The sequence below is a fragment of the Sphaerisporangium sp. B11E5 genome (assembly GCF_039871875.1).
Classification (GTDB): Bacteria; Actinomycetota; Actinomycetes; order Streptosporangiales; family Streptosporangiaceae; genus Sphaerisporangium.
The window spans coordinates 34,659-53,712 of sequence record NZ_JBDPMD010000043.1 but is presented as its reverse complement, the minus strand read 5'-3'; the positions used below and the strand labels follow the sequence as shown (position 1 = coordinate 53,712).

Annotated in this window: 14 protein-coding genes; 10 read left to right on the top strand and 4 right to left on the bottom strand. The window is 71.1% G+C overall.

Annotation, left to right across the window (positions count from 1 at the left end):
- Positions 1–19 precede the first annotated feature (19 nt).
- Positions 20–2,869, bottom strand: a complete 2,850-nt coding sequence (locus tag ABGB17_RS29930) for an AAA family ATPase (protein ID WP_347635482.1) — start codon at positions 2,867–2,869, stop codon at positions 20–22.
- A gap of 271 nt (positions 2,870–3,140) precedes the next feature.
- Between ABGB17_RS29930 and ABGB17_RS29925 the strand changes: the two genes are divergently transcribed.
- The 4 genes from ABGB17_RS29925 (at position 3,141) to ABGB17_RS29910 (ending at position 8,346) form a co-directional block, all read left to right on the top strand.
- Complete coding sequence (locus ABGB17_RS29925) at positions 3,141–4,343, top strand: HAMP domain-containing sensor histidine kinase (RefSeq protein WP_347635480.1); 1,203 nt, start codon at positions 3,141–3,143, stop codon at positions 4,341–4,343.
- A complete protein-coding gene (locus ABGB17_RS29920; RefSeq protein ID WP_347635478.1) occupies positions 4,340–5,689 on the top strand; it encodes a HAMP domain-containing sensor histidine kinase in 1,350 nt (449 codons plus the stop codon). Before ABGB17_RS29925 ends, ABGB17_RS29920 begins: the two co-directional genes overlap by 4 nt.
- A gap of 106 nt (positions 5,690–5,795) precedes the next feature.
- A complete protein-coding gene (locus ABGB17_RS29915) occupies positions 5,796–7,016 on the top strand; it encodes an aminoglycoside phosphotransferase family protein (RefSeq protein WP_347635476.1) in 1,221 nt (406 codons plus the stop codon).
- A gap of 28 nt (positions 7,017–7,044) precedes the next feature.
- Entirely contained in the window at positions 7,045–8,346 is a 1,302-nt protein-coding gene (locus ABGB17_RS29910) for a hypothetical protein (RefSeq protein WP_347635474.1), read from the top strand.
- A 50-nt stretch (positions 8,347–8,396) separates the two neighbouring features.
- Here the strand turns inward: ABGB17_RS29910 and ABGB17_RS29905 are convergent, their stop codons facing one another.
- Positions 8,397–9,614 (bottom strand): exonuclease domain-containing protein, encoded by a 1,218-nt coding sequence (locus ABGB17_RS29905; RefSeq protein WP_347635472.1) that lies wholly within the window; start codon positions 9,612–9,614, stop codon positions 8,397–8,399.
- Between the two features lie 189 nt (positions 9,615–9,803).
- On the opposite strand from ABGB17_RS29905, the gene ABGB17_RS29900 reads away from it, so the two are divergent.
- Together ABGB17_RS29900 and ABGB17_RS29895 are read left to right on the top strand one after the other, a co-directional pair.
- A complete protein-coding gene (locus tag ABGB17_RS29900; RefSeq protein WP_347635470.1) occupies positions 9,804–10,694 on the top strand; it encodes a phosphorothioated DNA-binding restriction endonuclease in 891 nt (296 codons plus the stop codon).
- 70 nt (positions 10,695–10,764) lie between these two features.
- Positions 10,765–11,475: an N-acyl homoserine lactonase family protein gene (locus ABGB17_RS29895; protein WP_347635468.1), complete on the top strand. Its 711-nt coding sequence runs from the start codon at positions 10,765–10,767 to the stop codon at positions 11,473–11,475.
- Here ABGB17_RS29895 and ABGB17_RS29890 read toward each other — a convergent pair.
- Positions 11,472–11,981 (bottom strand): O-acetyl-ADP-ribose deacetylase, encoded by a 510-nt coding sequence (locus ABGB17_RS29890; RefSeq protein WP_347635466.1) that lies wholly within the window; start codon positions 11,979–11,981, stop codon positions 11,472–11,474. The genes ABGB17_RS29895 and ABGB17_RS29890 overlap by 4 nt on opposite strands.
- A 44-nt stretch (positions 11,982–12,025) precedes the next feature.
- Positions 12,026–14,476, bottom strand: a complete 2,451-nt coding sequence (locus tag ABGB17_RS29885; protein ID WP_347635464.1) for a discoidin domain-containing protein — start codon at positions 14,474–14,476, stop codon at positions 12,026–12,028.
- A gap of 171 nt (positions 14,477–14,647) precedes the next feature.
- Between ABGB17_RS29885 and ABGB17_RS29880 the strand changes: the two genes are divergently transcribed.
- The 4 genes from ABGB17_RS29880 to ABGB17_RS29865 are packed head-to-tail and all read left to right on the top strand — an operon-like array spanning position 14,648 to position 19,041.
- Positions 14,648–15,877 carry an extracellular solute-binding protein gene (locus ABGB17_RS29880; RefSeq protein ID WP_347635462.1) on the top strand — a complete coding sequence of 410 codons (1,230 nt, stop codon included), beginning with the start codon at positions 14,648–14,650 and terminating at the stop codon, positions 15,875–15,877.
- Between the two features lie 17 nt (positions 15,878–15,894).
- Positions 15,895–16,773: a sugar ABC transporter permease gene (locus ABGB17_RS29875; RefSeq protein WP_347635461.1), complete on the top strand. Its 879-nt coding sequence runs from the start codon at positions 15,895–15,897 to the stop codon at positions 16,771–16,773.
- A complete protein-coding gene (locus tag ABGB17_RS29870) occupies positions 16,760–17,584 on the top strand; it encodes a carbohydrate ABC transporter permease (RefSeq protein WP_347635459.1) in 825 nt (274 codons plus the stop codon). Before ABGB17_RS29875 ends, ABGB17_RS29870 begins: the two co-directional genes overlap by 14 nt.
- 26 nt (positions 17,585–17,610) lie before the next feature.
- A complete protein-coding gene (locus ABGB17_RS29865) occupies positions 17,611–19,041 on the top strand; it encodes a cellulase family glycosylhydrolase (RefSeq protein WP_347635457.1) in 1,431 nt (476 codons plus the stop codon).
- The last annotated feature ends 13 nt before the right edge of the window (positions 19,042–19,054 follow it).

Here is a 19,054-nt window from a genome sequence, read left to right as displayed (position 1 = left end):
TCGTGCACCGCCTGGACGGTCACGGGTCCTGGAGCAAGGACGGGCAGTGCTCGGTGACGACACGGGCCAGTTCGACGCGGGACGCGATGCCCAGTTTGGCGAACATGCGGCGCAGGTGGGTGGAGACCGTGTGGGGGGACAGGAACATGCGGGCGGCGGCCTGGCGGTTGGTCATGCCGCGGGCGATCAGGCCGGCCACGGCGCGTTCGGTGTCGGTCAGGCTGTCCCATCCGTACGGCGGCCGGTGCGGCTGGGCCCAGTGGCGGCGCCGGACACCGAGGACGCGCAGTCTCGCGCGCACGCGCGCCGCGTCCCGGAGGGCGCCGACGCCGCGGTAGCCGTCGAGGGCCCGGTCCAGGCTCTCGACGGCCTGGTCCCGGGTGGCGGGGGCGGCGGACAGCAGGGCCCCGAGGTCCTCGGCGGCCGAGGCGCGTTCCCACGGCTGGGGATGGCCTTCGGCGGCGCGGGCGAGGGCGGCGGTGTCCTTGTCGAGGATCCCGCGGGCGTGGGCGGCCGCGGCGGCGAAGTCGGGGAAGTCGGGGTTGTCGCCGGCGAGACGCTCGGCCATGCCGGCGACGGCTCGCGCGTACGGGCGGTGCGCCGTCGCCAGGGCCAGCCGGGTCAGGCACGCGGCGGTGAACGGCCCCGTGATCAGCGCCCAGTGCAGGTTCTCCGCGTCCAGGTAGGTCGGGGTGAGCACCTCCACGGCCCGGCCCAGATCACCTCGCGCCTGGGCCACCACCGCCTCCACCCACCGTTCCCACACCGATCCGAACAACATGGCGGGCGCGTCGCGCTGCGACAGGTACTTCTCCAGGTGCCGCGCCGCGGCGTCGATGTCGCCGCGCCGCACGGCGATGAGGGCGAGCATGGACCACCCGGCCCGGACGAACCCGGGAGTGCCGAGCTCCTCGGCGATCGTCATGCCGGCCTGGGCCTCGGCCAGGGCGTCGTCGAGCCGGCCGGTGGCCAGCCTCAGGCAGGAGCGGAACAGCGCGGGCTGCGGTGCCAGCACGGTCAGGCCGAGTGCCTCGATCTCCTCCTCGGCGGTGCGGACGGCCACGTCGGCCGCCTCGAACTGGCGCATGGCACGGCAGTTGAGGCTGATCATGAGGCGCACGTACGGGCCCTGCACGGCTTCCGCGGTGCCGGTGTTCGCGATCCGCAGGGCTTCGTGCAGGTGATCGAACGAGTCGGTGGTCCGCCCGTCCACCATGGCCTGCCGGGCGAGCAGCAGGAGCGCCCCGACGGCGGCGGTGTCGGTGTGCCGTTCACGGTCGGCGAGCACCGCCTCCGCGCGCCGCCGTCCCTCGTCGAGCCGGTTCAGCACGATGAGACCCCAGAACACCGTCCATTCCGCGACGCCGCGCAGGGCCTCGGAGACGTCCCTGCGGGCGACCAGGCCCTCCGCCTCGGACACCGCGTCCGCGGGCCGGCCGCTGAGCAGCAGGATGTACGCCAGCGCGCATCGCAGGCGGGACTCCTGCGCGGGTGACGCCCGGCCGAGCGCGGCGCGGGCGAGGGCGGCCGCCTCGGACAGCCGCCCGATGGCCGTCAGGGCGTCGACCGCCGTCGCGGCACGGCCAGGCCAGTCGGCGTCGGCGGTGTCGCTCAGCTCGAGCGCACGCCGGGCGAGATCGGCGGCCGTCTGGGGGGAGAACCGCAGCACCTCCCGCGCGGCCTGGTCCAGCCCGCGCAGCGCGGACGTCTCACCGCGGCCGGCGCTGTGCAGCAGGTGCGTGGCGGCGGCGACGGCCGATCCGCCGCGTCTGAGCAGCATCTCGCCCGCCTCCTGGTGCAGGGCCCGCAACACGGCGGCGGGGAGGGCCCCCACCACCGCCTGCCACAGCAGGTCGTGCCGGAAGGTCAGCTCGTGCCCCGCGGACCTGATGACACCCGCCGTCATCGCTTCCTCCAGCAGGGGCAGCAGGCCACCGGTCGATTCGCCGAGCAACTCGGCCAGGTCCCGCACCGAGAACGAGCGGCCGAGGACCCCGGCGGCCCGCAGCATGTGCTGGGCCGGCGCGGACAGCCTCTCCAGGCGCTCCCACGTCACCGCGTAGGCCTGCGGCAGTCGCGCCGGCACCGTCCGCGCGTGGCCGCCGGCGACCTCCAGCACGCCCTCGCCGCGGAGCCGTTCGAGGAGATCGACGAGCAGGAACGGATTGCCGTCCGCGAGTTCCGCGAGGTCCAGCACGTCCGGCTCGGGCACCGCCCCGAGCACGTCGGCCACCACGTGCGCCACCGCCCGCTCGTCCAGCCTCTCCAGCCGGATCCGCGCCGCGCCGGCGCGTTCCAGCCCGTCGAACAGGCGGTCGAGGCGGGAGGCGTCACCGTGGTCCGTGGTCCGGGTCAGCATCCAGATGAGCGGGTAGGACGCGAGGTCCCGCGTCATCGACCGCAGGGCCATCAGGGTCATCGGGTCGGCCCAGTGCAGATCGTCCAGCGTGAGCAACACCGGTGCCTTGGCCACCCGCTGCTCCAGCGGCTCCTCCAGGCGCTCCAGCATCAGCATCCGCTGATCGACCGGGAAGGCGCCCAGGGGGTCACCGGTGCGGAACGTGCGGCAGTGCTCCCCGAGCGCCGACGTCAGCGGGGCCAGCGGGATCAGCTCGGTCAGCTCGTCCGCCACGCCGCGGGCGACCTCGATGCCCGCCCGCGCCGCCGCGGCGGCGGCCACGTCCAGCATGCGGCTCTTCCCCACGCCCGGCCTGCCCTCGATGAGGAGTACCGCGCCCCGGCCGGCTCCGGCCGCCCGGAGCAGGTCGTCCACCAGCTTCCACTCCCCGGCGCGGCCCCGCCAGCCCGGCCATGACGCGTCACGGGAGCCGGGCCCCGTTCCCTGGGCACGGTGCGACAGGTCTCCCATATGCCGCAAATACCCGGAGCCAACGGCATCGCAACACGTCCACGCAGGTCAGGTCATGATCATCATGTCAGGGCGGCTGATGATGTCGCACGGATATGCGATACGGCCCGCCGCCCCGGTGCCATACCGTTCAGACATCTCTTTCGTCGAGGTGACACGAGAGGACATTCCCCCCCGCTGCGGACGGCCGGCGGCACCCGTCCGAGGCGACAGCAACCCTCTCCGGCCCATGACATCCCTCGAATCTCCTGTTTCGAAAAGGATGACGACGATGGACCTGCCCAGCGACTGGCTGATCCTTCTGTGGCCCCCGATCACCGTGCTCATGTGGACGATCATCGCCAGGGCATTCACCTGCCTGCCGGCAGCCCGATTCGCGGGCCGGGCGTCGAGGCCGCCAGGGACACCGGCATGGGGCCGGCCGCGTTCTGCCCGGGCACAGATCGTCCTGCTGGCCTTGGCGAGCGCCGCCCTCACCGTCCTCGCCGCCGCCGCGGGCCTGGTCGCGGCCGGCACACGGGAACCGTTCCGGAAGATCGCGTGGCGCGGCTCCCTCCACCTGGTCCTGACGATCGAGATGGCCGAGCTGATCGTCCTGGTGGCCTGGGGCGCCTGGCGGATGACCGGCCGGCTGCTGCGGCCCGTGGAGACCGTGTGCGCCGAGCTCCGCGGTATCGACTTCACCGACCTGCCCGCCCGGGTCTCCACGCCGCGGAACGCGCGGGAGATCGCCGGTGTGTGCCAGTCGATCAACAACCTTCTCGGACGCCTCAACGACGACAAGCGGCGGATCGAGGAGATCGCGCGCCGCCGGCGGCGGTTCGTCTCCGACGTCTCCCACGAGCTGCGCAATCCCATCGCGGGGCTGCGCACCCAGGTGGAGGCGGCGCAGCTGGAGCCCGGCCGGCACGGGCCGGTCGAGGTGGCCGGCCCGCTGCTGGCCCAGGTGAGGCGGCTTCAGATGATCATCGAGGACATGCTGTGCCTGGCCAGGGTGCAGTCCGGCACCCCCGTACGGCAGCGGTTCGACCTCGCGACGCTCGCCGAGACCGTGGTCTCCGAACGGGCGGACCCCCTCCCGGTCCTGGTCCACGTGACCCGCGGCGCGACCGTCAGCGCCGTGCCGTCCCACATGGCCCGGCTGCTCACCAACCTGCTGGACAACGCGCAGCGGCACTCCATCCGCCTGGTGCGCGTCGAGGTGCGCGCCCGGCGCACCGTCGTGGAACTCGTGGTCAGCGACGACGGCCGGGGTATCCCCGCGGCCGACCGGGAGCGGGTGTTCCACCGTTTCACCCGGCTGGACGAGGCCCGCCGGCTCGACCGCAGCGGCTCAGGGCTGGGGCTCGCCATCGCCCGCGACATCGCCCACGCCCATCACGGCACCCTTGTCGTCGAGGACAGCCCCACAGGCGGGGCACGTTTCGTCCTGCGGCTGCCCCGGGTATCGCACCAGGAGACGGGTTCGCCATGAGGCTCCAGAACTGCTCGCTCCGAGGTCGCCTTGCGCTGTTCACCGGCATGGCGGTCGGTTCGCTGTGCGTCGTTTTCTCGGTCCTCCTCATGTTCGCGGTGAACCGGCTGGCGACGCAGAACCTCGTCAAAGAGGTGACGGCGGTGGGGGAGCTGACCGCGTACTACGTGGACCGTGGTGAACTCGTCAACCCGCTGCCCCCCATCTCGCACGACCTCATCCGTCCCGTCCAGGTGGTCGATCCGCGCGGGCGTGTGGTCGCCGCGACCCCGGACCTGCAACGCAAGCCGATCATGGCCGACTTCGCGCCCGAGAAGCCCGAGCGGGTGGCCAGCGCCCTGGTCTGCGACGCCGTCCTGGACGGTGGCGAGTGCCACGTCGTGGTCGCGCAGCAGGTGTACCGCGGCGGCGACTGGACGATCTACAGTGCGGCGCCGGCGCTGCCGTTCTACGTCTACCCCGGGATGACGCTCCTCCTGCTCGCCGGGACGGCCGTCTTCACGGTCGCGGCGGCGTACGGGGCGCGGCACACCGTCTCCCGTTCGCTCAAGCCCGTCGACGCCATCAGGTCCGAGCTCGACCACATCCAGAGCTCCGACATCGCCCGCCGCGTCCCCGTGCCCGCGCCCCACGACGAGATCCAGCGGCTGGCCCTGAGCGTCAACCAGACGCTCGACCGGCTGGAGGACGTGCTGGAACAACAGCGGCGCTTCTGCGCGGACGCCTCCCACGAGCTGCGCACGCCGATCACCGCCATCCGGGCCCAGATGGAGTCCGCCCTGCTGGCACCGGAGGACACCGACCCCTCCGTGTTGTGCAACGCCGTGCTCCCGAGCGTGGACCGCCTCCAGGCCATCGCGTCCGACCTGCTCACCCTCACCCGCCTCGACGCCGGCGTCCCGTGCGAACGCCAGGTGATCGACCTCGCCGACCTCGTCTCCAGGGAGCTGAAGACCCACCCGCCGGCCAAGAAGGTCGTCCACGACCTCCCCCCGGGAGTCACGGTGCTGGGAGACCCTGCCCGCCTGTCCCAGCTGGTCGGCAACCTCATCCAGAACGCCGCACGCCACGCGTCGTCCACCGTCACGATCACCGTCCGCCGCACCGCCGCCCCCGCCGCGGAACTGGAGGTCCTCGACGACGGCCCCGGAATCGCCGCCCCCCAACGGGAAATCGTCTTCCAACGCTTCACCCGCCTGGACACCGCCCGCAGCCGAGAAGCCGGCGGCGTGGGCCTGGGCCTCCCCATAGCCCGCCTCCTGGCCGAAGCCCACGGCGGCACCCTCACCCTCCAGGACAGCCCCCAGGGCGCCCGCTTCGTCCTCACCCTCCCTTTGCGCTCCTGACCCGCCAGGCGATGGCCACGGCGCCGCTCGCACCCGAGTACGAGATCCCCCGCGGCCGTCCGAAAACCGTTCGCGGAACCGGTGGGCGGCCCACACACTGGGCGACGTGGACAGAACCGTGACCGCTCTGGTCACCTGTGGTGACGAGGACATCGGCGTCGTCGGCCCCTTCCCGGTCGCGGTCCCGTGGTGGGCGGAGGTCGCCCCGGTGACCGGGCACCTGGAAGCCGTGCTGGGCGGGCCCGTCGTGATCCTGCGCCTGGTGAGCGTCGAAGGCGGCGCGGCCCCGCGCGGCGGCCACGTGACCTACCACGCCGAGTTCCTCGGCGACCCCCGGCGAGCGCGCACCGGCAGGCCGCTGTGCCCGGACGTCGCGGCCGGCCTGCGCGCCCCCGAGGCGCGCCGCGCCGCGTGGGCCACGCCCCACGGCGTACAGGAGGCCCTGGCGTGGGCCGGTGACGCGCTCCGCGCCGCCGGCCGGCCGCAGGTCGGCCCGGCCCGGCAGGTGAAGACCTGGAACCTCGCGGCCCTGTTCCGCGTCCCCGCCCGGGGCGGCCCCGTCTGGCTGAAGATCACCCCGGGGTTCGCCGCCGACGAGGGCGGCGTGATGGCCGCGTTCGCCGAGACCGGCCCGGCGCTCGTGCCGTCCGTGATCGCCACCGACCCGGCCGCCCACCGCGTGCTGCTCGACCACGTACCGGGCGAGGACTGCTGGACCGCCCCGCCGGACGTCGTCCGCACGACCGTCACCCGCTTCGTCGCCGCCCAGGCGACGGTCACCGGCCCCCCGGGACTGCCCCGCCGCACGCCGGACGACCTCCACGATCGTCTCGCCGGCGTGATCGCCCGAGCCGGCCTCACCTCCGAGGAACAGGACCAGGCCCGCCACCTCCTCGACGCCCTCCCCGTCCTGGCCGCGGACCTCCGCGCGTGCGGCCTGCCCGAGACCGTGGTGCACGGCGACTTCCACAGCGGCAACTGGCGCTCGGACGGCGGCCCCGCGGTCGTCCTCGACTTCGCCGACGCCCACACCGGCCACCCCGCCCTGGACGGCCTGCGCGCCGGCATGTTCCTGCCGGCCGCCGGCCGCCACACGGCCGTCACCACCTGGATCGACGCGTGGCGCCGACACGTCCCCGGCTCCGACCCTGCCCGCGCCATCGAACTCGCGGAGCCCTACCAGCACCTCTTCTACGCCGTCCGCTACCAGGAGTTCCTGGACGGCATCGAACCCAGCGAGCACGTCTACCACGACGGCGACCCCGCGAGCGAACTCCGCGCCGCCCTCCGGGATCTCGAACGCCGCGCGGACCGTTCACCTAGCTGAAAGGGGTGTCGAACCGGAGGAGGAACAGGTGCCCTGGCTGGACACGGCCCGGCGCGACGTGACACGACTCGTGTGCGTCTACAACCTCGCCGACCCGCTGACCGCGGCGCCGGACGCGGTACGCCCGCTCAACCACGCCCTCGACCTCGGCCGCTTCGACGGCCACGTCGCCGCGGCCGGCCGCCTGCTGCCCTGCCTGATCGGCGACACCTACATCGACCACCCCGACACCCTCACCGTGGACGGCACCACCGTCCCCGCCACGAGCGGACGCGTCCTGCTGCTGACCACCAAACGCGACGACGCCCTGCTCATCCTCGACCTCCACCTGCCCGGAGAACCGGACGCGGCCACGATCGCCGACTGGACGTACCTGCTGTGGAGATCCCGCTCGACCATCAGAATCGGCGAAACACCACTCCTCGACTGGCTGAAGGAACGAGTCGGCCGCCCCCGCGTCACCTCGCCGGCTTTCGGTAGAAACGTCCACCAGTGCGTCTTCGCCGGCGGCCACCTGGCCGCGAAACTCCTCGATGAGTCCCACGACCCCACCCACATCTCCGCCGAGGTCCTCTCCATGGTCTTCCGCGGCACCATGGACGGCCACCAAGGCACCCCCCTCGGCGTACTCCGCCCCCCGGAGCTGAACAACGGCCGCCAGACGATGCTCGCCCACGGCAGAGGCGTCACAGTAGCCGCCGGCTGGTCGGCACCCGTGGAAAACGCCCTGATCATCGCCGCCACCGGCCTGGTCAACGCCGCAGGCGTCCTCCACCGAGCCCGCCGCCTGGCCCTGCACACCCTGGAACGCAACGAGACCGCCGACATCACCTCCATCTCCTCCTACCGCCGCCTGATCGCCGACCTCTCCGACCAACTGGCCGGCCTCCAGCTGGACCTGAGCTTCGGCATAGAGATCTACGCCGACACCATCCTCATCCCCGAACTCCTCATCGAGTCCTACCACGCCTCAATGCGCGACACGGCAGGCATGACAACCAGCCTCACCAACACCTCACAAATCATCGCCCGCGTCAGCTCGGTCATCGAGTCCCGCAGAGCGGCCCTGGAAGCAGCCACCACCGAATACATGGTCCGCAGAGAACGAATCGTCAGCACCGCCGTAGCCCTGGGCTCGATCCTCGCCCTCCCCCCGGCCCTCCTCTTCGGCTACTTCGGCGTGAACGGCACCGACGTGGACGCGAACCGCTCGATCTTCGACCTGGCGAGATACTGGCCGGCTTACTGCGCCGCCTGGGCACCCTTCATCATCGTCCTGATCGTCACCATGCTCCTCCGCCGCAGGATCCGCCTCAAGCTCGACCCCTGACCCCCTGCCATGACCAGCACCATGGGGATCGGCCGCCCCGAGAGGGCTTCTCAGGCAAGCATCCGGGCGAAGGCCTCGGTGGTGACGACGGGGATGCCGTAGGCGCGCGCCTTGCGGGCCTTGCCCGACAAGGTGTCGGGGTCGGCCGCGACGAGGAGGCTGACCTGCTTGGTCACGCCGGCGTGGGGGACGTAGCCGGCCGCGCGGGCGCGTTGTTCCCATGTCTCACGACCCTCGGGCATCTCACCGGTGAAGACGACGCGGTCGCCCGGTCGCAGGGCGAACCGGGGATGAGGAGCGGACGTTCGCGTGGCGGCCTCGGCCAGGGCGGTCTCGGTGGCCGTGGCCGGCAGGTGCAGCAGAGCGCCGATGAGATCGAGTTCGTGACGCTCGGCGTCCGTGAGCACCCCGTCGGCCAGGGCCGCTCGTGCGACCTCGGTGAGGTAGTCACGGTGCAGGCGGTCCAGATCCGCACGCCGCAGCCCCGACGTGGCCGCCAGATCGACCAGGGCGTCCGCCTCCGACGCCGAGATGTGGTGGTCGAGCAGCACCTGATCGAGCAGGGCGAGATAGGGGCCGGCTTGAACGGCCTGCGCCGACTGGGGCACGCGATCGAGGACCCGGGCGAGGAAATGGCTCTGCCGTTCGGCGGAGACCCCTCTGCGTACCCAGGGCTCATCGCCGCCACCGCACAGCGGCCAGAGGGCGGTGGCCGCGGCCCGCAGAGTGGCCGGCCAAGGGGACGCCGGGCGTGCCAGGTCGAGATAGTGACGTAAGAGCTGCGCGGCGGCGCGGGCGTCGATGAGTGCGTCGTGGTGTCCATGGAGAGGAATGTCGGCCACGGCGCAACAACCGGCCAGGTTGCGGGGCGCGTGCGGGAGGAATCGCCGGGCCTCCGCCATCGTGCATACCCCGATGTCAGGTGAAAGCGGGGTCGCCATCCCGATACGTCGGAACTCGGCCTCCAGGAAACCCGTGTCGAAGGAGAGATTGTGGGCCACCGGTACCCGGCCCCGCAGCAGGGCCGTCATCGTGCCCGCGATCTCCTTGAACGTCGGGGCGTGCCGTATGTCGGCCGCGCTGATGCCGTGCACGCGCTGCGGCCCGAGGTCGCGTTCGGGGTTGACCAGAGTGCTCCATTCGCCGGTCACCCGTCCGGCCAGGTCGGTGTGCACGACACCGACCTCGACGATCCGGTCGTGCCATGAGGGCCGCAGGCCCGTGGTCTCGACATCGATCACCGCGTAGCCGGCCGGACTGTCCGTCATCTGCCTGTCCTCCTGATTACCCGACGCATCTCGGAAGATGGCATGCGATAAATGAGGCGCGCGGCCTCAGAACCGAAGTGTGATCGCCTCGTTACGGTAAGCGCCGGCAACGGTGTCACGGTCTGGCGGGAGGACCGTCGTGAGAGGACGCCGGATTGTCCCTGTCGGGCCGGACTAAGCTCGTCCGCCATGGACTGGGTCGAGCGGGTCGCGGGGATCCGGCGGTGGGCGCGTGACGGGGAGCGGGCGCCGCACAAGCCGCTTCTGCTGCTCTATGCTCTCGGGCGTTTCCAGGGGCACGGGGGAGGGCCGATTCCGTTCAGTGCCGCTGAGGAGGACCTGAGGCGGCTGCTCAAGGAGTTCGGGCCGCCGCGTGAGACCAGTCCCGGGTATCCGTTCCATCACCTGACCACCGACGGGGTCTGGCTGGTGGACACCGTGGACGGGCCGGGCAGTCCGGGGTCGGGGCTCGGGCGGTTACGTGCGTCCCAGGCGTCCGGGCGGCTTCATCCGGACCTGTTGCGTGCGTTGGCCGACGACTCCCAGTTGGTGGGCCGTCTTGCGCGCCGTCTGCTCGACGTCAACTTCGCGCCTTCCTTGCATCCGGACATCTGCCGTGCTGTCGGGCTCGACCTCGACGGTGCCGGGGCGATCCCTGAGGTGGCGGCGCGCGTGGCTTCTCGTCGTGCGGCGGGGTTCCGGCGGGAAGTCCTCATGGCTTACGAGTACTGCTGTGCGTTCTGCGAGTACGACGGCCGGTTGGACGGTGCTGTGGTGGGGCTGGACGCCGCGCATGTCCGCTGGTGGGCTTTCGACGGGGCGGACGACCTCGGCAACGGGCTGTGCCTGTGCGCCATCCACCACAAGTTGTTCGACAAGGGGGTCCTGGGGCTCAGCGCCGAGCGTGAGATCACCGTCTCGATGAAGTTCGCCGGCGGTTCCGCGGCGGCGAGGGCCATGGTGCTCTCCCTGGTGGGGCGTCCGGTGCGTGCTCCGCAGCCGGGCCTGCGGGGCGTCGATCCCGCCAACATCGCCTGGCACGGCCGCCAGGTGTTCCACGCCCCGGCGCGTCACGCGTAGGGGCGCGGGCGGCGGTTCCGCCGTGGGCGGACCGGCTGGACGGCGCGGCGTGGATCGCCACGATGGTGGGGTGAGCAGTGACATGGCGGTGCGCCGCCTCGACCTCGGCTACTTCATCCGCCCGGCGTCCGAGACGGGCGGGCCGGAACCACGGGTGGAACCCGTGCTCGCCTATCTGGTGCGTCACGGCGACGGCCTGATTCTCTTCGACACCGGTATCGGCGCCGCGGACGCCGGGACCGAGGCGCACTACCGTCCCCGGCGCCGTGCCCTGCGGGAGGCGTTGTCGGCGGCCGGGGTGACCGTGGACGACATCTCGCTCGTGGTGAACTGCCACCTCCACTTCGACCACTGCGGCGGCAACCCCCTGATGGGCGGCAAGCCGATCCTGGTGCAGAGTACGGAGCTGGCCACGGCTCGCGGTGGGCGCTACACCGTGGACGAACTCGTTGATTTTCCCGGTGTCACCTACGAGGAGCTGGCAGGGGAGACCGAGGTCTGGCCAGGCGTCTGGATCATCCCCACCCCCGGCCACACCGAGGGCCATCAGTCCCTGGTCCTGCGCCGCTCCGACGGCACCGTGATCCTCGCCGGTCAGGCTCACGACTTCGCGTCCCATTACGCCTCGGACCACTTGGCCCGCCAGGCCGCACTCCACGGCGCGTCCCGGCCCGTTCCCGCGTACCGGGCCTGGCTGGACCGGCTCGCGGAGTTCGACCCCCGCCGTGTGCTGTTCGCTCACGACTGCTCGATCTGGGAACCGTCGCACATCGAGTTCTAGGCGCCGAGCACCTGCTCGAACACGGCGTACGCCTCGGCGCCGAAAAGCACGAAGCGCACCTCGTGCACCTGTGACGGCGTGGCGCGGACGGTGCTGATCGCGATGTGTGCGGCGTTCCGCATCGGCCAGCGGTAGATGCCGGTGGAGATCGCGGGAAAGGCCACGGTGGTGGCCGCCAGTTCGTCGGCGACGCGCAGGGATTCGCGGTAGCAGGAGGCCAGCAGGGGCGAGCGGTCCTCCTTCGTGGAGTACACCGGGCCGGCGGTGTGGATCACCGAGTGGGCGGGGAGGCGTCCCGCGGTGGTCGCTACGGCCTGGCCCGTCGGAAGGCCGTCCGGGTAGGTGGTGGCGCGGAGGTGGCGGCAGGCGGCGAGGATGTCGGGGCCGCCGCGGCGGTGGATGGCGCCGTCGACGCCGCCCCCTCCGAGGAGCGAGGAGTTGGCGGCGTTGACGATGGCGTCGACCTGTTGTCCGGTGATGTCGCCCTGGACCAGCGTGACCTTCATCTGCCCTGGTCTCCCCAGCGGGAGGCGGGTCATGCGGGCGGGGGTCAGAAGGAGGAGTACATCGTGATCTCGTCGATGGACCACCAGTAGGTGGAGGTGCCGGTCTGGGTGATGCGTACGTAGCGGGTGGTTTGCGGGGGGATGCTGATGGGGCGTTTCCAGGCGAAGCCGGCGCCGGTGGTGGCCGTCGTCCAGGTCGTGCCGTCCAAGGAGAGTTGGATTCGGAAGCCGCGCGGGTAGTCCTGTTTGGCGTTGAGGGCGGTCTGGAGGGTGATCAGCGCGACGGGCTGGGGGGAGCCCAGGTCGATCTGGTACCACTGGCCGGGGGTCTGGGGGGCGCCGGTGTCCCAGCGGGTGGCGGGGTTGCCGTCTATGGCGCCGTTGATGGTGCCGCTTGTGCTGGTGGTGGATGCGGTGGCGGTCCAGGTGGTTCTGCTGATGGGGACGGGGTTGTAGGTGGACAGGCCGGCGGCGTAGGTGGTGGCCAGCGCGGTCAGGCGGTCGTTGCGGGTGAAGGTGGAGGTGGTGAAGCGGCGGAGTTTGCGGATCATGGTGGGGGAGTCGTCGGTGTTGAGGATCGGGACGGGGGCGGGGCGGTTGTAGTGGAAGCCCCAGTAGCCCTGTTCGTCGGCGTCGGTGCCCCTGACCTTGTACGCCCAGGTGGACCAGGACTGCTGCTGGGCGTTGAGGCCGGCCAGCCAGCGGGCCCACACGTCGTCGAAGTAGTACAGGCAGAACTCGCCGTACAGCAGGGGGACGCCCCAGCTCGACAGCAGGCCGGGCAGGTCGGCCAGTTTGTTGGTCACCAGCCCGTTCTGGTGGTCCCAGCTCGTGCGGTTGTCCATGTCGTAGGGGTGGAGCTCGTAGACGACGTTGCTCCAGCCGTGGGTGGACGGCGGGGTGATGCGGTCGGGGTCGGGGAACGCGCCGATGACGATGATGTGGTCGGGGTCGACGGCGCGGACGGCGTCGTAGAGGCGGTCGTAGTACGCGCTGACCCGGGTGACCTCGGCGGCGTCGAAGTCGAAGCCGATGAGCGGCTCGTTGATCAGGTCGTATCCCGCGACGGCGGGCCGGCCGGCGTAGCGGGTGGCGATGGCCGTCCAGATGTCCTCGACCCAGTTCTGGTACGTCGCGCTGCCCCAGAACCCGTTGGGGTTGGGGCCGATGCGGCCGCAACTGAGCCAGGGGCAGCCGCCGCCCGGCACGGTGTGCAGGTCGAGCAGGGTGTGGATGCCGTGGCTCGCGAGCTGGTCCACCACCCAGTCGATCTTGCTCCAGGGGTCGGGCTTCCACGTGCCGTCGGTGTTGAGCAACGTGGTCCAGCCGATCGGCAGGCGGACGTAGTTCAGGCCCATCGCGGCGAGGTTGTCGAGGTCGGCCGCGGTGATCCAGGTTTGCTCGTGCGCGTCGCGGATCGCCTGCGCGCCGGTACGGCCGAAGCGCTGGTCGAGGGTGAGCTGGAGACCGTAGTCGTCGCGGTTGAGCGCGACGGAGATCTCGCCGATCGACCACCACCTGTAGCTGGTGCCGGTCTGGTTCACCCGCACGTAGCGGCCACGCGCGGCCGGGAAGCTGATGTTCGTGGCCTTGGGCGTCCCGGTGCCGGCGGCGACCTGCGTCCAGGTCGTTCTGTCGTCGGACAACTGGACGGTGTAGCCGCGGGGGTAGTCCTCGGCGTCGTCGGAGTTCTTCACCGCGTCGAGCTGCACGTTGTTGATCGTCATCCGCGCGCCGAGGTCGAGCTGGACCCACTGGCCGGGCACCTGGACGGTGTTGCTGGTCCATCGGGTGGCGACCGCGCCGTCGAGCATGGCGGGGGCCGGCGTGCCGCCCGACGCCGTCGCGGTCCACTGCGTGCGCTTGAACGAGTCGGCGTCGTTGAACACGTTGAACTCGCCGATCGACCACCAGTCCCCGGCGCTGCCGGTCTGCGTGACCCGCACGTACTGCGCCCTCACCGGGGCGAAGCGGGCGGTCGTGACGGTGTCCAGGCCGCCCCCGGAGTCGAAGGGCACGGTCGTCCACACCGAGTTGTCGGTGGAGACGGCGACGGTGAAGCCGCGGGCGAAGTCCCCGCCGGGGAACTCGGTGTAATCGAAGGTGATGCGGTTGAAGCGCGTCGGGGCGCCGAGGTTCAGCTTCAGCCACTCGCCGCCGCGCATGGGGGCGTTCGTGGACCAACGGGTGGCGCCGTCGCCGTCGATCGCGAGCGCGGCGTCGCCCGCGGAGGCGGTGGCCGTCCAACCGGTCCTGTCGTGCGCGAAATCCCCCAGGGGTGACATCCATTCCTCATGGGTGAGCCAGCCGCCGAGGTTGGTGCCACGCAGGCTGAACGTCGCACCCGTGCCGGAGTTCTTCTTCAGCACCGTGCCGCTGACCTTGAGAAAGTCGGCCGATCCGAGGGGGGCGGCGGCGGCAGGCCGGGCCGTCGCCGCGAGGGTCGCGGCGGCGATCACCGTCGTGAGGGCGGCAGCGGGCCATCGGTGGTTCATCTGGACCTCCTCCAACTTCGACAGTTGCGATGGTGCCTCCTCGGAAGCTACTTTGTCTATGGCTTAGGCTAAGCCAACTACGAACAGGCTGGAGGCCCCATGGGCGTGGAACCAGGGACGACGGCGCGCGGCACGGACACCGGCTCCGCTCCCTGAGAGGGACCTCTTCCGATGACAAGACCTCGCCTGGCGTTCGCCGCGTCCGCCGTCGCCGCGGGCTTGTTCGCGTCGGCCGCGTGCTCAGGTCCGGCAGGGACCGGCGGCGCGGGGGAGCTGACCGTCTGGGTCATGGGCGACAGCTCGGCCCGCTTCCAGCAGCTCGTCGAGCCGTTCTCCGCGCGCACCGGCATCGAGGTCGACACCGTCGCCATCCCGTGGGACTCCGTCGACCAGAAGTTCACCACCGCTGTGGCCTCGGGCAACGGACCCGACGTCCTGCAGGTCGGCCTGTCGAAGGTGCCGGCCTTCGCCGCCTCCGGTGCCCTGCTCACGCTCGACGACCGGACGCTGCGGGACCATCCGGGTCTCGCAGCGCACCACTTCCTCGACGGTGTCGCCGCGGCCGGCGGGGCCCCGGTGAGCGTCCCGTGGGTCGGCGACACCCGCGTGCTGTTCTACCGCAGCGACATCCTCGCCGCGTACGGTCTCACCAGGCCGCCGGGGACGTGGGACGAGCTCCGCGCCTACGCCAAGGTCCTCGCCGGCCGGGGCGTGGGGCAGTACGGCTACCACATCCCGCAGTGGGACAGCGCGCTGCCCGTCATCATGACCTGGGCCCAGGGCGGCGGGATCGTCGACGACACCGGCAGGATCGACTTCGACACCCCCGAGTTCCACAAGGCCGTCGACATCTACACCGGCCTGTACGCCGACAGGAGCGTGCCGGCCGACGCCGACTTCGACCAGATCCAGGGCTTCGTCTCCGGAGCCACGCCCATGCTGGTCTCCGGCCCCTACCTGGCCGGCGCGGTCGCCGCGGCCGCGCCGCGCCTCAACGGCACGTGGTCGGTCGCCCTGATCCCCGGCGCCGCCGCGCACACCTCCCTGCTGGCCGGCTCGAACCTCGCCGTGTGGCGCTCCAGCGACAACACGGACGGCGCCCTGCGGCTCCTCGACTACCTCTCCGAGCCGCGGACACAGCTCACCTGGTACCGGCTCGACGGCCAGCTCCCCGTGACGAAGGTCGCGCTCGACGACCCGGCGCTCACCTCCGACCCGCTCGTCTCGATGTACGTCAGGCAGCTGCGCGACGCCAGGCCCCTGCCGCCGGTGCCCAACTGGGACGGCGAGACCGGGAAGGTGCTCCTGGACGCCCTGAACTCCATCGTGCTGACCGGCGCGGACCGCGACACCGCCCTGCGGGGCCTGTACGCGGCGACCGGCGGCACGTCCGTCGAATGACCAGCGGAGAAGCCGGCATGAAACAGCCTCTCGCCCCCTACGCCTTCGTCGCTCCGGCCATGTTCCTGCTGCTCGTCTTCGGGGTGCTCCCGATCCTGGTCGCACTGCCGGTCAGCGTGACGGACATGGACCTCGCGGGCCTGGCCGACCGCTCCAGGATCGGCTTCGTGGGCCTGGACAACTACCGCGGACTGTTCGCCGACCCCGGCTTCCGGCAGGCCCTCACCAACACCGGGATCTTCGCGCTGCTGGGCGTGCCCACCGTGATCGCCGTCTCGTTCGCGGCCGCGCTCCTGCTGCACCGCAGCGAGAGCCGCTTCTTCCGCGCGCTCAGGGCGTTCTACTTCGCCCCGGCCGTCACCGCGATCGTCGCCGTGTCGCTCGTGTGGGGTTACCTTCTCAACACGCAGTTCGGCCTGCTCAACCACCTGCTGGCGATCGCGGGCCTGCCGCCGGCGCGGTGGCTCAGCGATCCCGTGCTGGTGAAGTTCTCCGTCGCCCTCGTCGCCGTCTGGCGCGGCACGGGACTGAACATCATCATCTTCCTCGCGGCACTGAAGGGCCTCCCCAGGGAGTACCTGGAGGCCGCGGACCTCGACGGCGCCTCCGGGCCGCGCAAGATCGTGTCGATCGTCATCCCGCTGCTGCGGTTCGCGTTCTCCTTCGTCGCCGTCACCACCGTCATCGGCTGGCTGCAGTTCTTCGACGAGCCGTTCGTGCTCACCAAGGGCGGGCCGCTCGGTGAGTCGACGAGCATCTCCCTGTTCCTCTACCAGGAGGGCTTCTCCGCGAGCCGGTTCGGCTACGCGGGTGCCGGGACACTGGTGCTCTTCCTGATCATCGCCGGGATCACCCTCGTCCAGTTGCGCGCGAGGAGGCCCGGTGCGGATCACTAGCCGCCGCGGTCTGACCGTGATCGCCGGAGCCGTCCTGTGCTTCGGGGCGTCGGCGACGGCGTTCCCGTTCCTCTGGATGATCTCCGGTTCGGTGAAGCCGCGGCCGGAGTCGGTCACCTCCCCGCCCCGATTGCTCCCCGAGGCGCCCACGTTCCAGAATTTCGCGCGGCTGTTCGCGGAGATGGACTTCGACCGCTACCTGGTCAACACGATCGTGGTCGTGCTGATCAGCATGATCGGGGTGCTGCTCATGGCGATGGCCGGCTACGGGTTCGCCAAGTTCCGCTTCCGGGGCCGCGGCCTCATGTTCTTCCTCGTGCTGGCCACCATGATGATCCCGGTGCAGGTGACCATGATCCCCACCTATCTCGTCCTCAACGGCGTGAGGCTGACCGACACGCTGGCCGGCGTCGCGCTCCCGGGGCTGGTGTCGGGGTTCGGCGTCTTCCTGTTCCGGCAGTTCATGTCCGCCGTCCCCACCGAGATGATCGAGGCCGCCCGCGTCGACGGGGCCGGCGAGGCGCACATCTTCTGGCGGATCGTCCTGCCGCTGTCCCGGCCGGTGATGGCCGTCCAGATCGTCCTGACCTTCATCGGCGCCTGGAACAGCTTCCTCTGGCCTCTGGTCGTCGCCGGGGACGAGCGGCTCTACACCCTGTCGGTCGGGGTGTCGCTGCTGAACCGGCAGATCGCGACCAGCCCGTCGCTCCAGATGGCCGGGGCGACCCTCATGGTGGTCCCCGTGCTGATCGTCTTCGTGGTCTTCCAGCGTCACATCGTGCAGGGGTTCACCCTGTCCGGGCTCAAATAGGGCAATGAGAAAGCAAGGTAACGTTCATGATCGATCGCTTCACCGGCTTCGTCCGTGCCAGTGGCCCCCGGCTGGTCGACGGCTCGGGTGCTCCGCTGCTGCCGCGCGGCATCGGCCTCGGCAACTGGCTGCTCGCCGAGGGCTACATGTGGAGGTTCGGTGACGAGATGAGTTCGGCCCGTCAGATCGAGCGACGCGTCGAAGCCCTCGTCGGCCCCGGGCGGGCCGCCGAGTTCTGGGCCCGGTTCCGCGGCACCTATGTCACCGAGGAGGACATCGCCGCCATCGCCCGGCTGGGTTTCGACCACGTCAGGCTCCCGCTCAACTCCCGTGCCCTCGTCGACGGGGACGGCGCCTTCCTCGACGGCTTCACCCACATCGACGACCTGCTGCGCTGGTGCGAGGCCCACAACCTGTGGGTGCTGCTCGACCTGCACGGGGCGCCGGGCGGGCAGACGGGCACCAACATCGACGACTCCCCGAACGGCAAGCCCGAACTGTTCATGGACGACCGCAACCGACGGCTGACGATCCACCTGTGGGAGGAGATCGCACGACGGTACCGGGACAGCACCGTCGTGCTCGGCTACGACCTGCTGAACGAGCCGCTGCCGAACGAGTGGCAGCACGTCTACCCCGCCGAGCTCGTCGCTCTCTACCGCGACCTGACCGTGGCGATCCGCGCGATCGACCCGTTCCACCTGATCGTCTACGAGGGCTCGCACTGGGCGACGAACTGGTCCATCTTCACCGACGTCTTCGACCCCAACTCCACATTGCAGTTCCACCGCTACTGGTGCCCGCCCGACCGGTCCAGCATCCAGCAGTACCTCGATGTACGGGACCGCCTCGGCGTGCCCATCTACATGGGGGAGGGCGGCGAGAACACCCCGGAGTGGATCTACACGGCGCACCGGCTGTACGAGCAGCACGAGATCGGCTGGAACTTCTGGCCGTGGAAGAAGCTCGACACCCTCACCTCGCCCGTCTCGGCCGGCCTCCCCGACGGCTGGGCACTGATCGCCGACCCGCACGCCGCGGTGGACCCCGGCCTGGCCTGGGACATCCTCCAGAACTACCTCGACTCCGTCGCGCTGGGGGCCTGCCGGCGACGCCCGGAGATCGTCAACGCCATGTTCGGGCGCGCCCCGCTGCGCATCCCCGGGTGGGGGTTCGTCGACGAGTCCCCCACGTTCCGCGACCGGTTCGCCCGGCACGCCCGCAACGGCTTCTGGCACCGTGAGTCGGGCCGGCCGTACACGGACGCGGAAATGATGCCCGTGACCGTCGGCGCCGGGGAGGAGCTGCACTTCCCGCTCGAACACCCCCCGTCCGGCTGGCAGGCCGACTCCGAGGACCCGGACGCGTTCGAGATCTCCTGGAGGCGGGACCGCCTGGTCGCCCACGCGACCAGGACGGCGCGGCTGCGGGCCGTCGACGTGACCGCCGCCGAGTGAGAGGAGGGTGGAA